This window comes from Filimonas zeae (assembly GCF_014641615.1).
Taxonomy (GTDB): domain Bacteria; phylum Bacteroidota; class Bacteroidia; order Chitinophagales; family Chitinophagaceae; genus Filimonas; species Filimonas zeae.
Map to the genome: position 1 here is coordinate 872,388 of NZ_BMIB01000001.1, position 13,546 is coordinate 885,933.

At 41.0% G+C, this 13,546-nt stretch carries 17 protein-coding genes; 8 read left to right on the plus strand and 9 right to left on the minus strand.

All coding sequences use genetic code 11. From position 1 onward, the window contains the following. Positions 1–27 precede the first annotated feature (27 nt). The 3 genes from IEY13_RS03640 to IEY13_RS03650 all read right to left on the minus strand — a co-directional run bounded on the left by IEY13_RS03640 (position 28) and on the right by IEY13_RS03650 (position 2,033). Positions 28–1,242 (minus strand): relaxase/mobilization nuclease domain-containing protein, encoded by a 1,215-nt coding sequence (locus IEY13_RS03640; RefSeq protein WP_188950592.1) that lies wholly within the window; start codon positions 1,240–1,242, stop codon positions 28–30. Beyond that, entirely contained in the window at positions 1,227–1,631 is a 405-nt protein-coding gene (locus IEY13_RS03645; protein ID WP_188950593.1) for a plasmid mobilization protein, read from the minus strand. Before IEY13_RS03645 ends, IEY13_RS03640 begins: the two co-directional genes overlap by 16 nt. Positions 1,632–1,778: 147 nt before the next feature. Next, complete coding sequence (locus tag IEY13_RS03650; RefSeq protein WP_188950594.1) at positions 1,779–2,033, minus strand: hypothetical protein; 255 nt, start codon at positions 2,031–2,033, stop codon at positions 1,779–1,781. 187 nt (positions 2,034–2,220) lie between these two features. Between IEY13_RS03650 and IEY13_RS03655 the strand changes: the two genes are divergently transcribed. The 4 genes from IEY13_RS03655 (at position 2,221) to IEY13_RS03670 (ending at position 5,588) form a co-directional block, all read left to right on the plus strand. Next, positions 2,221–2,655, plus strand: a complete 435-nt coding sequence (locus IEY13_RS03655) for a hypothetical protein (protein ID WP_188950595.1) — start codon at positions 2,221–2,223, stop codon at positions 2,653–2,655. Between the two features lie 889 nt (positions 2,656–3,544). Then, a complete protein-coding gene (locus IEY13_RS03660) occupies positions 3,545–4,000 on the plus strand; it encodes a hypothetical protein (RefSeq protein WP_188950596.1) in 456 nt (151 codons plus the stop codon). 527 nt (positions 4,001–4,527) lie between these two features. Beyond that, complete coding sequence (locus IEY13_RS03665; RefSeq protein WP_188950597.1) at positions 4,528–5,073, plus strand: RNA polymerase sigma factor; 546 nt, start codon at positions 4,528–4,530, stop codon at positions 5,071–5,073. A gap of 170 nt (positions 5,074–5,243) precedes the next feature. Beyond that, complete coding sequence (locus IEY13_RS03670; protein WP_188950598.1) at positions 5,244–5,588, plus strand: hypothetical protein; 345 nt, start codon at positions 5,244–5,246, stop codon at positions 5,586–5,588. Between the two features lie 45 nt (positions 5,589–5,633). On the opposite strand, the gene IEY13_RS30405 is transcribed toward IEY13_RS03670, so the two are convergent. The 6 genes from IEY13_RS30405 to IEY13_RS03700 form a co-directional block, all read right to left on the minus strand. Beyond that, positions 5,634–5,897, minus strand: coding sequence for an NAD(P)-binding domain-containing protein (locus tag IEY13_RS30405; protein ID WP_373286924.1), 264 nt, complete (start codon positions 5,895–5,897; stop codon positions 5,634–5,636). Positions 5,898–6,119: 222 nt separating this feature from the next. Beyond that, the gene (locus tag IEY13_RS03680) at positions 6,120–6,632 is read right to left on the minus strand and encodes an NADPH-dependent FMN reductase (RefSeq protein WP_308421151.1); all 513 of its coding nucleotides are present in this window, start codon (positions 6,630–6,632) and stop codon (positions 6,120–6,122) included. An 81-nt stretch (positions 6,633–6,713) separates the two neighbouring features. Further along, on the minus strand, positions 6,714–7,373 hold the full coding sequence (locus IEY13_RS03685) for an alpha/beta hydrolase (protein WP_188950600.1): 660 nt from the start codon (positions 7,371–7,373) through the stop codon (positions 6,714–6,716). A 59-nt stretch (positions 7,374–7,432) separates the two neighbouring features. Beyond that, on the minus strand, positions 7,433–8,320 hold the full coding sequence (ygiD, locus tag IEY13_RS03690; RefSeq protein ID WP_188950601.1) for a 4,5-DOPA-extradiol-dioxygenase: 888 nt from the start codon (positions 8,318–8,320) through the stop codon (positions 7,433–7,435). A gap of 10 nt (positions 8,321–8,330) precedes the next feature. Beyond that, positions 8,331–8,894 carry an ester cyclase gene (locus tag IEY13_RS03695; RefSeq protein ID WP_188950602.1) on the minus strand — a complete coding sequence of 188 codons (564 nt, stop codon included), beginning with the start codon at positions 8,892–8,894 and terminating at the stop codon, positions 8,331–8,333. 90 nt (positions 8,895–8,984) lie between these two features. After that, positions 8,985–9,815, minus strand: coding sequence for a helix-turn-helix transcriptional regulator (locus IEY13_RS03700; protein ID WP_188950603.1), 831 nt, complete (start codon positions 9,813–9,815; stop codon positions 8,985–8,987). A 160-nt stretch (positions 9,816–9,975) separates the two neighbouring features. Here IEY13_RS03700 and IEY13_RS03705 point away from each other — a divergent pair, with 160 nt between their 5' ends. The 4 genes from IEY13_RS03705 to IEY13_RS03720 all read left to right on the plus strand — a co-directional run bounded on the left by IEY13_RS03705 (position 9,976) and on the right by IEY13_RS03720 (position 13,432). Beyond that, positions 9,976–10,650, plus strand: coding sequence for an SDR family NAD(P)-dependent oxidoreductase (locus tag IEY13_RS03705; protein ID WP_188950604.1), 675 nt, complete (start codon positions 9,976–9,978; stop codon positions 10,648–10,650). Between the two features lie 217 nt (positions 10,651–10,867). Beyond that, a complete protein-coding gene (locus tag IEY13_RS03710; protein ID WP_229687708.1) occupies positions 10,868–11,467 on the plus strand; it encodes a Crp/Fnr family transcriptional regulator in 600 nt (199 codons plus the stop codon). A gap of 98 nt (positions 11,468–11,565) precedes the next feature. Beyond that, a complete protein-coding gene (locus tag IEY13_RS03715) occupies positions 11,566–12,141 on the plus strand; it encodes an RNA polymerase sigma-70 factor (RefSeq protein ID WP_188950605.1) in 576 nt (191 codons plus the stop codon). A gap of 58 nt (positions 12,142–12,199) precedes the next feature. Then, complete coding sequence (locus IEY13_RS03720; protein WP_188950606.1) at positions 12,200–13,432, plus strand: FecR family protein; 1,233 nt, start codon at positions 12,200–12,202, stop codon at positions 13,430–13,432. Positions 13,433–13,546: the final 114 nt, after the last annotated feature.

The following is a 13,546-nucleotide window of genomic DNA, read 5'->3' on the forward strand; positions in this document are numbered from 1 at the left end:
CAGGTAATGAGGTGATATGTGGTGCTTTTAGATTTTCTTCTTCTTTTTCCGTTTCAGGAATTCAGGTGAAATGCTGTCTGGCTGGTAATGAGAGGTGAGTAATAAAGTGAATTGATCTTGTAGGAAATTGGTAGTGGTATAGTATGTTGGTGAATACAGCAAGGCTGTCAGAGAATGGCTGGTTTGCTGCTCTTGTGACTGGTGTTGTCTGTTTGTCCGTGCAATGATTTCATCTATTGACAACCCAATTTCTCTGCTGTTGTATACCGTTCTGGAATGGTTGTCTATGAATGAAATATCTGTTATATGAGCTTTGTTGTCGTATTGTATATAACAGCTGATTTGTTGTGCTTTCAGGTTCTGATGAAATTGTTGCAGGCTGAACGATTTCAACAATAACGCATGTACTTTTTGTTGCACTGCTGTCTGGTACGCATTTTTAGCAAACCCATTCGCCTGAAACTTTTTGGAGAATTGGTGAAGAGTGGGTTTACCCATAAGTGAACTGGCTTTGATGGATTTGCCAATTTTCTTTCCTTTATTGTCCACTATGGAATAAAGCAGACCATTGTTTTTTTTGATGATACTGCCCTCTGCACCTGGATCAGCTATAATGTTATGTTGTCTGAGTATCGCGTTAAATTCTTCCAGTGAGGTGAATTTGTAGCGGCCTGCTATTCTGCTGACAATTTTGTTGATAGCCTTTTTAGTGGGTATGCGTCCATAAATAGCATCCTGTATTAATTTGCTTTCATCGTCTGTTTGTTGATTTCTCCCTTTAGCTTGAATCAGATGGTATTCCTGCTCCAAATCCTGCCGTGCCTGTTCGCCCAGGCGTTTTGCTATATTATGCAGGGAGATGGTGGAACCATCTTCTTTGATAGGTGTGGTGACGATGTGCAGGTGTGGGTGGTTGGCATCAAAATGCTGATAAACCAGGTATGGTTGGTTTTCAAAGCCCAGCCGCTCCATGTATTTGCGGGAAAGCTCAATCATGGATTCTGTACTTATTTTATCTTCCGGTAGAAAGTTGATGGAAATATGAACCCCTTTGGTTTTGATCTTGGGATTCTGTTGGGTGTTATGCTCAAATCTTTGCAGCTTTTGTGAATAGCCAAGTTCATCCACGTTGCAGCCAAAGCCAGACGCCAATATTAATTTCGCGTCATTGTTGTTTAGCTTCTTTTCGTTGTATGTTAGCGGCTCTTTCATTCTTTTACTGGTGTTTATGCGGATAACCATTTGAGCGATAGTTTTTCTATGATGGTTAGCAGGCGTTCTACGCTGGTATTGATCTTTGTGTATTCCTGAAAGGCTGTTTTAGCGTAGTACTCCTTTTTATATTTTTCCGGGTAGGTGTTAAAAAATCGGGTAATCTGATTGATGTTAATCCCGATGGCTTTAAGTTCTGAACGCAGTTTGACCAGTTCCTGCATGGTGTCAGAGAAAGTGGCGTCATGCGTGTAAAGCCTGATAGGCTTGTTGTGCAGGAAGTCACGCAGCAGGCTGCTCATATCTTTATTGCGGGTGCTTTTGAGAATGGTCTGCAACTGCTGATACTTGCTTTCATTTACCCGCGTGAAAATTCTGTGTTTGAGTGCCTCTGTCTCTTTGGTGTGCTTTCTTGCCATGCGTTAGCATTTAATTGTTGCTGACAACTATACATCTTGCCCCGTGCTGAAAAGGCACGGTCATCCCCATTCACCTGTCGCACAGGAACTGTGCAGCAGGTATTTACCCCACCGGTAGGTGGGGCAAACGATGGAACCTGACGGGGGCTAAGGAGTGGGGGCTGTTGTCTTATGCGGCTCCCCTGCTGTTCTGCCGGTTGGTGGTGTATTCTTCACAGGTAAGTTCGTCAACTTGTTAGGTTGAATCGAACTGACTGCAACGGCCTGTAGAATTTTGTCGCTCAACACTCCGGGAAAAAGCTGCCGAAGCAGATTAACCTCTTCTTTTTCCAGCGGTCGGCTTTGGTTTTTGTTCACGTCATATAGTGACCATGAATCTGAAAATTTAAGAACGTAATACATAGTGGTGTTTTTAGGTGTATGGCTTTGTGTTATTACGTACCGAAGGTATAGTTGCTTAAAAGTGATTTTTCACAGTTTGGTCGCAGACTGGGACAGGTTTTGCCGGATTGAGGGAAAGAAAATGGGCTTTCTTTCTTTAGGTTTTTTCTTTCGCGGTGTTGTATAGAGTGTTATAATAATAGCTGTTATGAGAAGGATTTTCTTTTTTGCCTGTGTTTTGGTTCTTGCTGGGTGTGCCAAAAATACGCACCAGGAAGAGCCTGAAAACGAAACAGGAATGTTTGGGTCAACGGTGAAAAGAGTAAGAAAGGCACTTCCCGCAATATATGCTGGCGCTTCCGTACACCTAGATGGTTTAAACATAGTGTTCACACTGGAAGCGAAAAACCCGATGGGCTATGATAGCGCAATGTTCAGGCATGTTTGGGTTGATCCTATTGTCCGACGTACAAAGTGGTTGGGGTTTACAAATTTACGTACGGGTAAACTCTATCAGGATTGGTTTTTAGTCAATTTGGTTTATAAAGTAGAAACTCCCACTGTTAGCGGTCTTACCAATCAAGTGTTTCATTACAGGTTTATTGATCCTAATATTAAAGAGCCGGGGGATTGGTGGTGGTAGTGCAATGAGAATTGAAAGTCTCATTTTTTGTTCGTTGGAGAATTGTGTACAGGTTTCATAAAAATACTCATTTGACGCATCATGGGGTACTTTGTCTAAAGTACAGCCCTGCGGTTAGATTTAGTAAGCCTATTAGTTTGTAAGATCATGGATAAATAGGTTTATCATAGGCGCAGTCTTGTCTAGGTCTGGCCTTTGTAATTACTGTATTTTACATTCATCTTCTCGTATTTGAAGAATGAAGTTTCGAGATTTTTAGACAGACTTTTCTTTTAATTGGTTTCAGTATTTTTCCAGCGTTTATGTACTCAGTTATTAGTTTGCAAATTTTTTTGAGAAAAAGCCTATTTTTCTCTTTAGATTTTTAAGTGATCGGTGTTGATTAAGTATAAAGGTTGAAAATTGAGAATATTTTACATAGGCTTAGGCTTATAAAGATGGTGTTTTTCATAGGTTAGCAACGGCCTGCCTTGTCTAAGGCTCAGGCCTATTTTTTTAATAACCAGTACACAAAGCCGGTTTTTAAAAAAAATGCTATTATTTCGGGTATTCAGGTTGTTTATGAAATAATGCGGTGTCGATCAAAAATCATATAGGGTAATGGCCGGAGCAGGGGTGTACCCGGTTTGCAATGCCAATTAAACTGTATAAAAGCAGGTTCCCTTCTCTCTCATGTGTATTTTGAATTCTACTTTTATTGGATAATTGCTCAATCCCCCGTCTTTTGACGGTGGATTCTTTTTTAGGCAGGGTGGTACTTTTTTTCATTTTCCGTTTAGGTTTTGAGTTTTGCGGTGTTGTTTAATTGAAGGGGGAAAAAAAAGTCATACGGCTGCAAGAGAAAGTACGCAGCGTAGTTTTTATCCCTCTTTTTTAAAGCACCATTTGTATGTGGAAGTATGGTTTAGTTCTGGCTGTGTGCATTATGTTGGGCTGCACTAAGAGTAAAATGATTGACTATCATTATCCCCCCAGTGAACCTACAGGCTATTTAAGCGCTAAGACTTATAGAAGGTTATATCAGGAAATGTGGCGTTATGGAAATGATAGTAATTGGGTGGAGAGAATTGATACAGTAGGCACAAAGTTGATCGTTTATGTAAGCGCGTCATACCTTGCCAATTATGATAGCGCCTCCTATCGTGACAGATATGCTACACCGATTGCTTTTAATGTACTTCAGTATGGTTTCATGGATGAATATACAGGAGAGTGGGATGCTGACTGGAAGGTAGTTGATTTATTGGTTAGGGTTGGGGTGGATTCAACCCAGCATGTTTTTTTTGAGTATAGGTACAATTTGTGGGGATGGTTTAATTCATTCGTTCGGAATATGTGGTGCTAAACCCTATATGGACTGTTTCTTAAAAAATTCTGCTTTTGTCTTTAGGTTTTCTTTTTTCCGGTGTTGTAATAATAAGGCGGAATAGTTGTCATTTGCTTATTTTATCCCTGTACAAGTTCTGTGTGGGTATAGTTCTTTTCGGAGTTTGAAATCTTAGCCTTGTGCTTTAAAAATAGGTGTTTTCAACAACATAGGTTAGGTGGCCGGTCTTGTCTAAGACACTGGCCAATTTTTTAAAATCAGTTTTACAGCTCTGTTTTTTTAGGTTGTCAGCTGTTTGATTCACAGGAGGAAAATTATTATGTCAGCATATTACCCCGTTTTTAGTGTTTAGAGATTTACTATATTTGATTACTACTTCAATTTTTTGTTTTTGTGTTGGACTCTTTTTTCAGGCTTGTTTTTAATTGATTATTGATTACAAGCTATGTTTACAAAACCTTCCTTACCATTGACTTCTGTTTCTTCTGATTTCTTTTTTTTCAAGTATGTGAATTGTTTACAGTCTAACTAAAACGATTTGCTGTATGAAAAACACAATTCACCCCTCTTCTTGGAATAATTTTGTTATAGGTGACGAATCACTTTCTTTTAGTGACGTTTATTTTATGTATAGCGGTACTCTATTTGAACATTCTTTCCGTATCACAAAGGATACAGAAGCTTCTTTGGAAATTGTAGATTTTCTTCTCATAAAGGTTTCGCAGATTCGTCCTTCCTATAAGTCTTCCGGAGATTTTAAGAACTTTTTGTTTAAGTCATGCGCTAATCGTTCGTTGAATTATCTGCGATCTGAAAAACGGCGCAGGGCTGCACAAACTGAGGCGATGCGTCATGGCGACTATGTTTTGAATTCAATAGAAGATATGTTGGTTACACGCGAGCGATTTAAAGAAGCAATGATTGCTGTAAAGACATTGCCGCAGGGGATGCAATCTATATTTATACATTCTTTTATTAATGAAAGAACACCCAAAGAGATTGCGGTCTTGCTGAATGTTCCGGAAACAAGTGTGTATACACAAAGGTCACAGGCATTAAAGCGTCTACGATTAACGCTGGCTCGTCATTAAGCTGTGATTGATGGTTTTTTAAAATATTGCGTGGAGGTGAATTTATGAAATGGTCGGTGTTTAAGAGTGGCTTAGGAGCGTTTGTTTCTTTTTCATTGTCTGTCTTGGTTGTAAGACAGAAGTTTTTTAAGAAAGGCTCGTACCTGTCTTTATTTTACAGCGTTATCCTAATGCTTGTTACTGATACATGGGATAATGTTCTTGAGTTACTCCCCGCTATTTTTATCCATAGTTTTCTGATGTTCTGGTTACTCGCTTTCACTTTGATTTATATTGAATATAAAAAAGTGATTGGAATGAAGCGGCCTCCGTTAACACGATTGGTTGTTTCTCATTTAACCGTTTTTTTTGTAGGTTATCTTGCTATTGGTTTTGCTTTTGGAACTTTTGCTATCTGGTGTTTGCCGGTTTTTGAATCATTGCTTTCTGGTGTAGTTAATTTGGTGATTGTGATGGGATTAATAAGAGTTTTGATTGTATTTGACAAAAAGCAGCGGAGCTATAAAATAGAGTAAAGGCGCAGTATTTTATGTAGAGGCCATTTTGTTTATAATCTGTTATTATGAATACTGGACAACACGAAGAAGTGAAGATAGAATCTGACGAGATGATGATGTGCTGTCAATTATTTTTTTAAACCCATCTTTGTCGTCGGGTGCTATTGGATTAGATTGGGCTATAATGGTCTTTCCCTCCAGTTGTTTTGAATATTCTTTTAACAACTCTTTTATGTTGTCAAACCATACAGCCATAACGATGAAGTCTGCCTCTTTGATGGCTTCGGAAATGCCCGCGGTTGAGCCAGATCGCCTAATTTGTTGGATAGCTCAATGGCTTTTACTAAATTTCCGTCAGCAACAATTATGTTGCGATTGCCTTTAACAAGGTTGGTGGAGACAACAGTGCTGATATGTCAAAGTCCAACGATTGCAACTTTTAAGGATTTATTCTTTCCTGAAACCTTGTGTCATCTTCATTTCAAATAATTATTTGCTAATTACGTAAAGTCGTTTCGCCCGGTCAATAACTCCTGGCTATTGTACAAACTATAAAGCATTCTTTTTAAGCCAGGTAATATAAGCGTCTACCGCTTTTTGGAGAAACTCTTTAGTACTTCCATCCTTTAAAGCTCCTGACTCATCAAACAGCTCGTGTACTTTAGGAAGGTAAACCTCGGGTTGCTGCATGGTGGGCATGTTCAGGAATACCAGGCTTTGGTGTAAATGATGGTTGGCGCCGAAGGCGGAAAGGTTGCCCGGAGAATTACTGAAAATGGCCGCAGGTTTGGCGTTCCATATACTTTTGCCATAAGGCCGGGAGCCTACATCTATTGCGTTTTTCAAAACGCCTGGTACAGATCTGTTGTATTCGGGTGTTATAAAAATTACGCCGTCTACTGCGCTCATCTCTTTACTGAATACAGTATAAGCTTCAGGTACCTCGTGGTTATCATCGAAGTCCTGGTTGTAAACAGGTAGGTTGTTCAGAGATATTAACTTAAACTCAAATCCTTCAGGTGCCATAGCCAGTATGGCGTTCGCTATTTTTTTTGAAAAGATTCTTTGCGCAGGCTTCCGGCGAGAAGGCCAATTACTTTACTCATAATTGAATGTTTTACTTCTAATTAACAGGTTTACTGTTTATTTGTTTAGCCAACCCGCCACATCATTGAGCATTTGAGTGTTGATGGTATGGTCTTCGTTGTATTGATGAAAGTCAGGGTGCAGACCTTTTGTTTTTAAATAATCTACTGCATCCAGTGCGTATTGAAATTGTAATACACGATCATTGGTGCCGTGCGATACAAAAATTTTAAGCGGCTTCAGTCTTTCTTCCGATACTACCAGCGGTTTGATTTCAGGAAGTAGTCTGCCACTCATTACGACAATGCCCTTTATTTTTTCCGGTTCAGTTAAAGCAACGCTATAGCTCATAATGCCGCCCTGGCTAAAGCCCATCAGAAATACTTCCTGGTCATTAAACTGCTCTACCTTTTTCAAATCGTCAATAAACCGGATAATAGAAACCCTGGCCTGCTCGGCCTGTTCTTTTATAATTACCGGTTTGCCGCTTGAAAAGTCAACCTGGAACCAGGCAAAACTATTAAGGCCTAATGTTAATGGTCCGCGGGCAGATACAACCAGGTATTTGTCCGGCAAGCTATTGGCCATCGAAAACATATTTTGCTCATTGCTGCCAACGCCGTGAAGTAGTATAATTAATGGGGGATGAGTGGCTGCTACTTTTGGTTTTCGCACCAGGTAATGTAGTGCAGGTGCTTCTTTGCTTGTTGGTATCATAAAACTCGTAATTGTAATGGTAACAATAATTATCAGTGATAACAGTGTTTTTCTTTTCATCAGGCGTTGCCAATTTTTACGGAAAGCATATTGAGTGAGCCGGCTACCAGGCTATCGTTGAAGATGCTGCTCTGTTCATCTTTTTCCTGTAAGCTTAACGTGTACAGGAGGGGAAGATAATGTTCCGGTGTGGGCACCGCTAACTTAAACTCTGCACCTTGTTTGTCAAATGCTATCAATGCCTGGTGATTGCCGTTCAAAATCATTTGCTTCATTTTTTCATTGGCCGTGGTGGCCCAGTCGTAGGCGTAGCCTGGCGTCATCATTTTATCCCAGGCGGCCAGGCGAAGATTGTGAACGGTATTGCCACTGCCTATAATAAGAACGCCTTTGCGCCGTAACGCTGCCAGCTCTTTTCCCAACGCATAATGGTAAGAAGCAGGTTTGCTATAATCAATACTCATTTGCACAACCGGTATATCTGCTTTAGGATACAAATGCTTTACTACCGACCAGCAACCATGATCCAGTCCCCATTCGTGGTTGAGGCCTACGGGTGCTGATTTAACCAGCTCCTGTACATTCCCTGCCAGTTCCGGACTGCCGGGGGCGGGGTATTGCAGGTCAAACAGCTCCTGGGGAAATCCACCGAAATCGTGTATGGTTTCGGGTTTGGCCATAGCAGTTACAAAAGTGCCCTGGGTTTCCCAGTGGGCAGAAATGCACAGGATGGCTTTGGGGCGGGCAAACTCTGTACTCACCTTTACAAACTCTTTGGTAAAGTTATTATTAGCCAGTGCATTCATGGGGTTGCCATGGCCTAAAAACAGCACTGGTAACCGCTCGGTGGGTGTAAGGGCATTGGCTACCCTGCCGAGTGTATGCAAACTTGTTGCTGCACCTATCGGCATGATAGCCATCGCTTTTAAAAAGTCTTTTCTTTCCATGTGTGTATTATTATTTGCCTAAACCAATCTGATCCATGTAGGCTTTGTTATCCCAGAACAGGTACTCTTCAGACATGGTGCCGTCTTTCCATACACCAATTGTTGCCATAGGAATACGGAAGGCTTTTCCGGTGGGCTGTATAAATTGGCCGTTACCTATTGGCATAGGCTTGGTAAAGGTACCTTCCATCCAGCCCATTACAGCAGTGAGATTGCCGTTGCCTAAGCGGAAGGGGTGCTCTTTAATACGGGTGTCAGGTGCATACACAAACATGGCTGCCAGTGTTTTGATATGCTGCTCTAACCCTGTTTCTGTATGGCCATCGGGAAAGTGTACCAGAATGTTTTTAGCGTGGCTTTCGTGCAAACGCGACCAATCCTGATTGCTGAAAACTGTATAATCTAATGTGTCAAACGTTTGCAGGTTTTTGGCTATTTCTGCGTTAGCGGCCGTAAGCGCCTGTAATTGTTTAAGCAACTCAGCCTTGTTTTCTTTCTGTGCATGGCTTTGAGAAAATAAAGCTGCTGCCAATACAATCGTTAATCCTGCTTTTTTTACAATAGACTTCTTCATCGCTGTATATTTTACTTGAATAATTAGGATGTAAAGGTCGTGCGGTAAACAGGTGGCCTGGTAACACTTATGAGAAGAACAGTTGTGATTTTAGGAAATCAGGCGCGACATTTCTTCTCTGAACTCGGAAGGGGTAACACCTGCTTTTCTTTTAAACACATGGGTGAAATAGGTTTTTTCTTTATATCCAAGCTCATAGCCAATTTCGGCAATAGCCATCTTAGTAGTAATTAACAGGTTTTTAGCTTCGGTCAGTTTCCGGGTTTCAATCATTTCTGAAATGCTCTGGTGTACTATCTCCTGGCATATCAGGTTTAAATTGCGGGATGACATAAATAGTTTTTCTGCGTAAAAGCTAACGCCTTCGGGCTTCTTGTAGTGCTCTTCCAGTAATAGCAGAAAGTTTTTAAAAGTAGCACTTTGTGTTTTCCGGAACTCATCGTCAGGCTGTGCGTGTTTCTTTTTCTCAGATTCTACTATCGTAAGAAGGGCGCTTAATAGTTCCCGCATCACGGGAAGATCGGGCGAAGGTTGTTCATATTCCTGGTGTATAATGCCGCAGATAATATCCAGCCGGTCAAAGCAGGTGGTATGTTGAAGATATAAATCGGCATTATTGTGAAACGAGGAATATAATTGAAAAGTGGTTTGGGGAATAAACTCACTCTTAAAGCGGAGTACCCATATATTGCATTTGCCATCTTTAGGAAGTGGCCTGATGCGATGAACTTTTCCCTGCGTTACAAAGCTTACAAAGGGCGCTTCAATAGTCTGGGATCGGAAATCTATAAAATGTTCCAGTTGTCCTTCTTTGCCAATGATCAGTTCTTCAAAGTCGTGGTTGTGTGGATTATTGTCTGACCGTTGTATTTTATCCGCGTCCTCCACAGTAAGTTTAAATATTTTGAAAATCTCTTTCATTGCAAGGCCACCGGTTTTATATAGGTACCATGCAAATTTAGTGGTAGTGCGGTTGATATTACCCTTAAACTAGTTTAAGGGTATTTATTAAAATAGTTTAAGCCTTCGTTATTAAACCGCATTAGACCTTTGCAGTTTGATAAAATAATAAGTTCAAGAGATGAATGATAAGCAGAAAACGGTAGTGATTACCGGAGCGAGTAATGGAATTGGGCGGGCTTTAGCCGGCAAATTGTTATCTGAAGGATTTAAGGTGATAGCTGTGGTAAGATCGGGCGCTATTGAGGGGCTTTCTCATGCCAATCTAACTATTGTGCAGGGAGATATCAGCAGTATAATCAGCATTTCGCATGCCATTGAAAAAATTGCGGCAATGGGTGTGGAAGTTGATTATCTGATAAACAATGCAGGAGTAGGGCCTGATTTGATGGAAGATGTGCCAACTGCAGAACATATGCAAACTTCTTTTGCTATCAATACTACAGGTACCGTGCTGTTTACAGAAGGGTTGCTTAAATATGTAAAAAATGGCGGGCATATTTTATTTCTTTCTACAGCTATGGCGCTTTTACGTAATGCGGCACCTTCCGGCCCTGCTTACAGAATGTCGAAAGCTGCTATTAATATGTATGCGGTAATGTTGGCGCAGCGATTAGCAGAGAAAGATATTGTTGTTACGCCATTACATCCGGGATGGGTGCAAACGAGAATGGGGGGGCAAAATGCACCTGTTACCATAACCCAATCTGTTGATGGAATTTACAAAGCGCTTACAGAAAATAAGACAAGCGGTAAATTCTGGAATATTGAGGTGGATGGCCTGCAGGATTTTTAATTGCAACAGGTAATAGATGATATATATAACTGGGATATCCTGGATAAAAGAGCGGTTGAATAAACTGCTCTTTTAATTACCAGCTGAACAGACTGTGCAGAGCGTTGATAGCAAGTGGTTTTGAAAGCCCTGCATTTTTAAGGTAGTATGTGGCTAGCCCTTGGTATCTTTAGCAAAGAAGTTGTAAATTCCGTGTTAGTCAATAAATGCCTGTTAGTTGGAAGACGAAAACCTGATAGCCACTACGCTCATTCCTTTCTTTAATAACTACTTCCCTTTAAATTCAAAAGAGAAAGAAGAGGTACTTGAGCGCTTTTCTCAAAGAAAGATTAAGCGCAGGGGGATGCTTTTGCAACAGGGCGACGTGTGTAAATTCTTTTACTTCGTTGTTTCGGGTTGTCTGAAAATGTATGTAACAGACGATGCAGGCAAAGAACATAATCTTCAGTTTGCTATAGAGCAGGAATGGATTAGCGATTTAAGCAGTTTCTATTCAGAGAAACCAAGCCAGGTTTTTATAGAAGCGATAGAGCCTACGGTTGTGCTGCAAATCAAGCATGCCGATCTGCTGCATCTTTATATACATTATCATAAGTTTGACCGTAATTTTCGAATTATAACTGAGCAGAAATATATCGCGCTTCAGAAGCGAACCTTAGAAAATATCAGCACTTCGGCAGAAGTGAGATATCATAATTTCGTAGCGCAACATCCTGCACTCGCTTTACGTTTGCCTAATACACAAATTGCTTCCTACCTAGGTATTACCCCTGAATTCCTTAGCAAAATCCGTAAGAATTTTACGCAGCCATCGTAAATTCTCCCACTGGTTTCGGTTAATTTATCTTTTACCGAAGAAAGTAAGTTTCCTTACTTTGCACTGGCTGTAAGGAATTGAATACCGACAAATTAGATATGGAAAGGGCTCTTTTCGGGCGTATCGGAAAGGGTGATCCAAAAGCTTTTCAAGAGCTTTTCGATAGCTATTGCCATAAATTGAAATGGCATGCTTTCCATATTATTAAGTCGGAGTTTTGGGCAGAAGAGGTGGTGCAGGATGTGTTTACCAATTTATGGGTTAGCAGAGAATCACTGGCTGAAATTGAGAATCCGGGTGCCTACCTGCATAAAATGACCGGAAACCGGTGTCTTGACCGCATTCGCCGGCATCGCCTGGAGATGGAAATGCAATATATAGCCTCTGCCGTTGTTCACGGCGAAAGCAGTGCATTTCAGGAAGGGCAATATGATCTTCAACTGATTAAACAATATATTAAGGAGGCGGTTGACGCGCTTCCTGAACAGCGTAGGCTCATTTACCTGTTACAGCAGGAGGAAGGTTTGAATTACCAGCAAATTGCCGACCGCTTACAACTTTCCAGGAATACTGTTCGCAATCAGATGAGTAAATCGCTTCAGGCAATCAGAAGCCATCTTCAACAAAAAGGCCCTTTTATACTCATCATTGGGGGCGTCTATTATTTTTTTTAAAAAAAAGTCATTTTCCGATGGTACTGCTTTTCGAGCTGTACGTCACCTTATCAGGAATATGGAATATTCAAAGGATCATATACAACATTTATGGGAATTGTACATTGCCAACAAGGCCTCTAAAGCTGAGGTAAAGCAGCTTTTTGACTATATAGCCGATGTAAGCAATGATGAAGAGAATCAGGCAGTATCTGCCCGTATCATCTCTTCCCTGCCTGACAATTCACCTGAAAAGAGGGAACCAATGGGAGAGGTCTGGCAAAGTATTGTGCTGGAGAATAATCTTGTTGTGTCTGATCCTGTTAGCAGAGACACATTACCTGAAAAGAAATCGCCGGGTGTTTATATCGGTTGGTGGCGGTATGCTGCTGCCGGCGTTTTTGTGCTGTTGGTGGGTATGTATTTATTATATCAGCGTACAAACACAGAAACCAAGGGGCTGGCTGATACCAGTGCTGCCGTAAATAAGGCAGTTGCCGGGCATAATGGTGCTGTTCTTACGCTGGGAGATGGTAGACAAATTGAACTGGATAGTTCAACTGATGGATTGATAGACGTTCAAAGCGGCACAAAAGCATTGCTAAGTAAGGGGCAACTTCAATACAACGGAAAGGAAGGTTCGGGAGAAGTTACTTTTAATACGCTTACAACTCCCCGTGGCAGGCAGTTTAAGGTACTGCTGCCAGACGGAACAGGTGTATGGTTGAATGCTGCTAGCTCTATCCGCTTCCCTACCCTATTTAATAGCAAAGTCCGTAACGTAGAAATATCGGGTGAAGCCTATCTGGATGTAGCGCATAATTCAGATGCGCCCTTTCAGGTAGCAGTAAGAGACAAAGCCATAATAGAGGTGCTGGGAACAGACTTTAACATCAATGCTTACGAAAACGAACCTGATATTAAAACCACGCTGGTGGCAGGTGCCATACGATTATTGCATGGCCCTTCTGTAACAACAAAAAGCACGCAGCCTGTTTTATTAAAGCCAGGCGAGCAGGCAAAGTTGACGGGGGATAAATTTCAGGTTACCAAAAATGCTGATATTAATAATGTGCTGGCCTGGCGAAACGGCCTTTTCAATTTTGATAACCTTACGCTTAAAGAGATATTACAGCAATTAGAGCGCTGGTATGATGTAGAGATCGTTTGCCAGGGAGATATGAATATAAAATTTGAGGGGTTAATTAGCAGAGAGCTTGATTTAACGGGGGTATTAAAGGCGTTGGCTCAGACAGAGAAAAGAATGCATTACGAAGTCACCGGAAAAAAAGTAACTATTACTATTCAATAAAAAATAAAAAAAGGGGAGTGTAAGTAAGTAAAAGGCAATGACTACAAATTAACATAAATGATAACAAAAACCGCCACGGATTCGGCCCCGCAGCGGCAGGTTTGATCTTTAAAA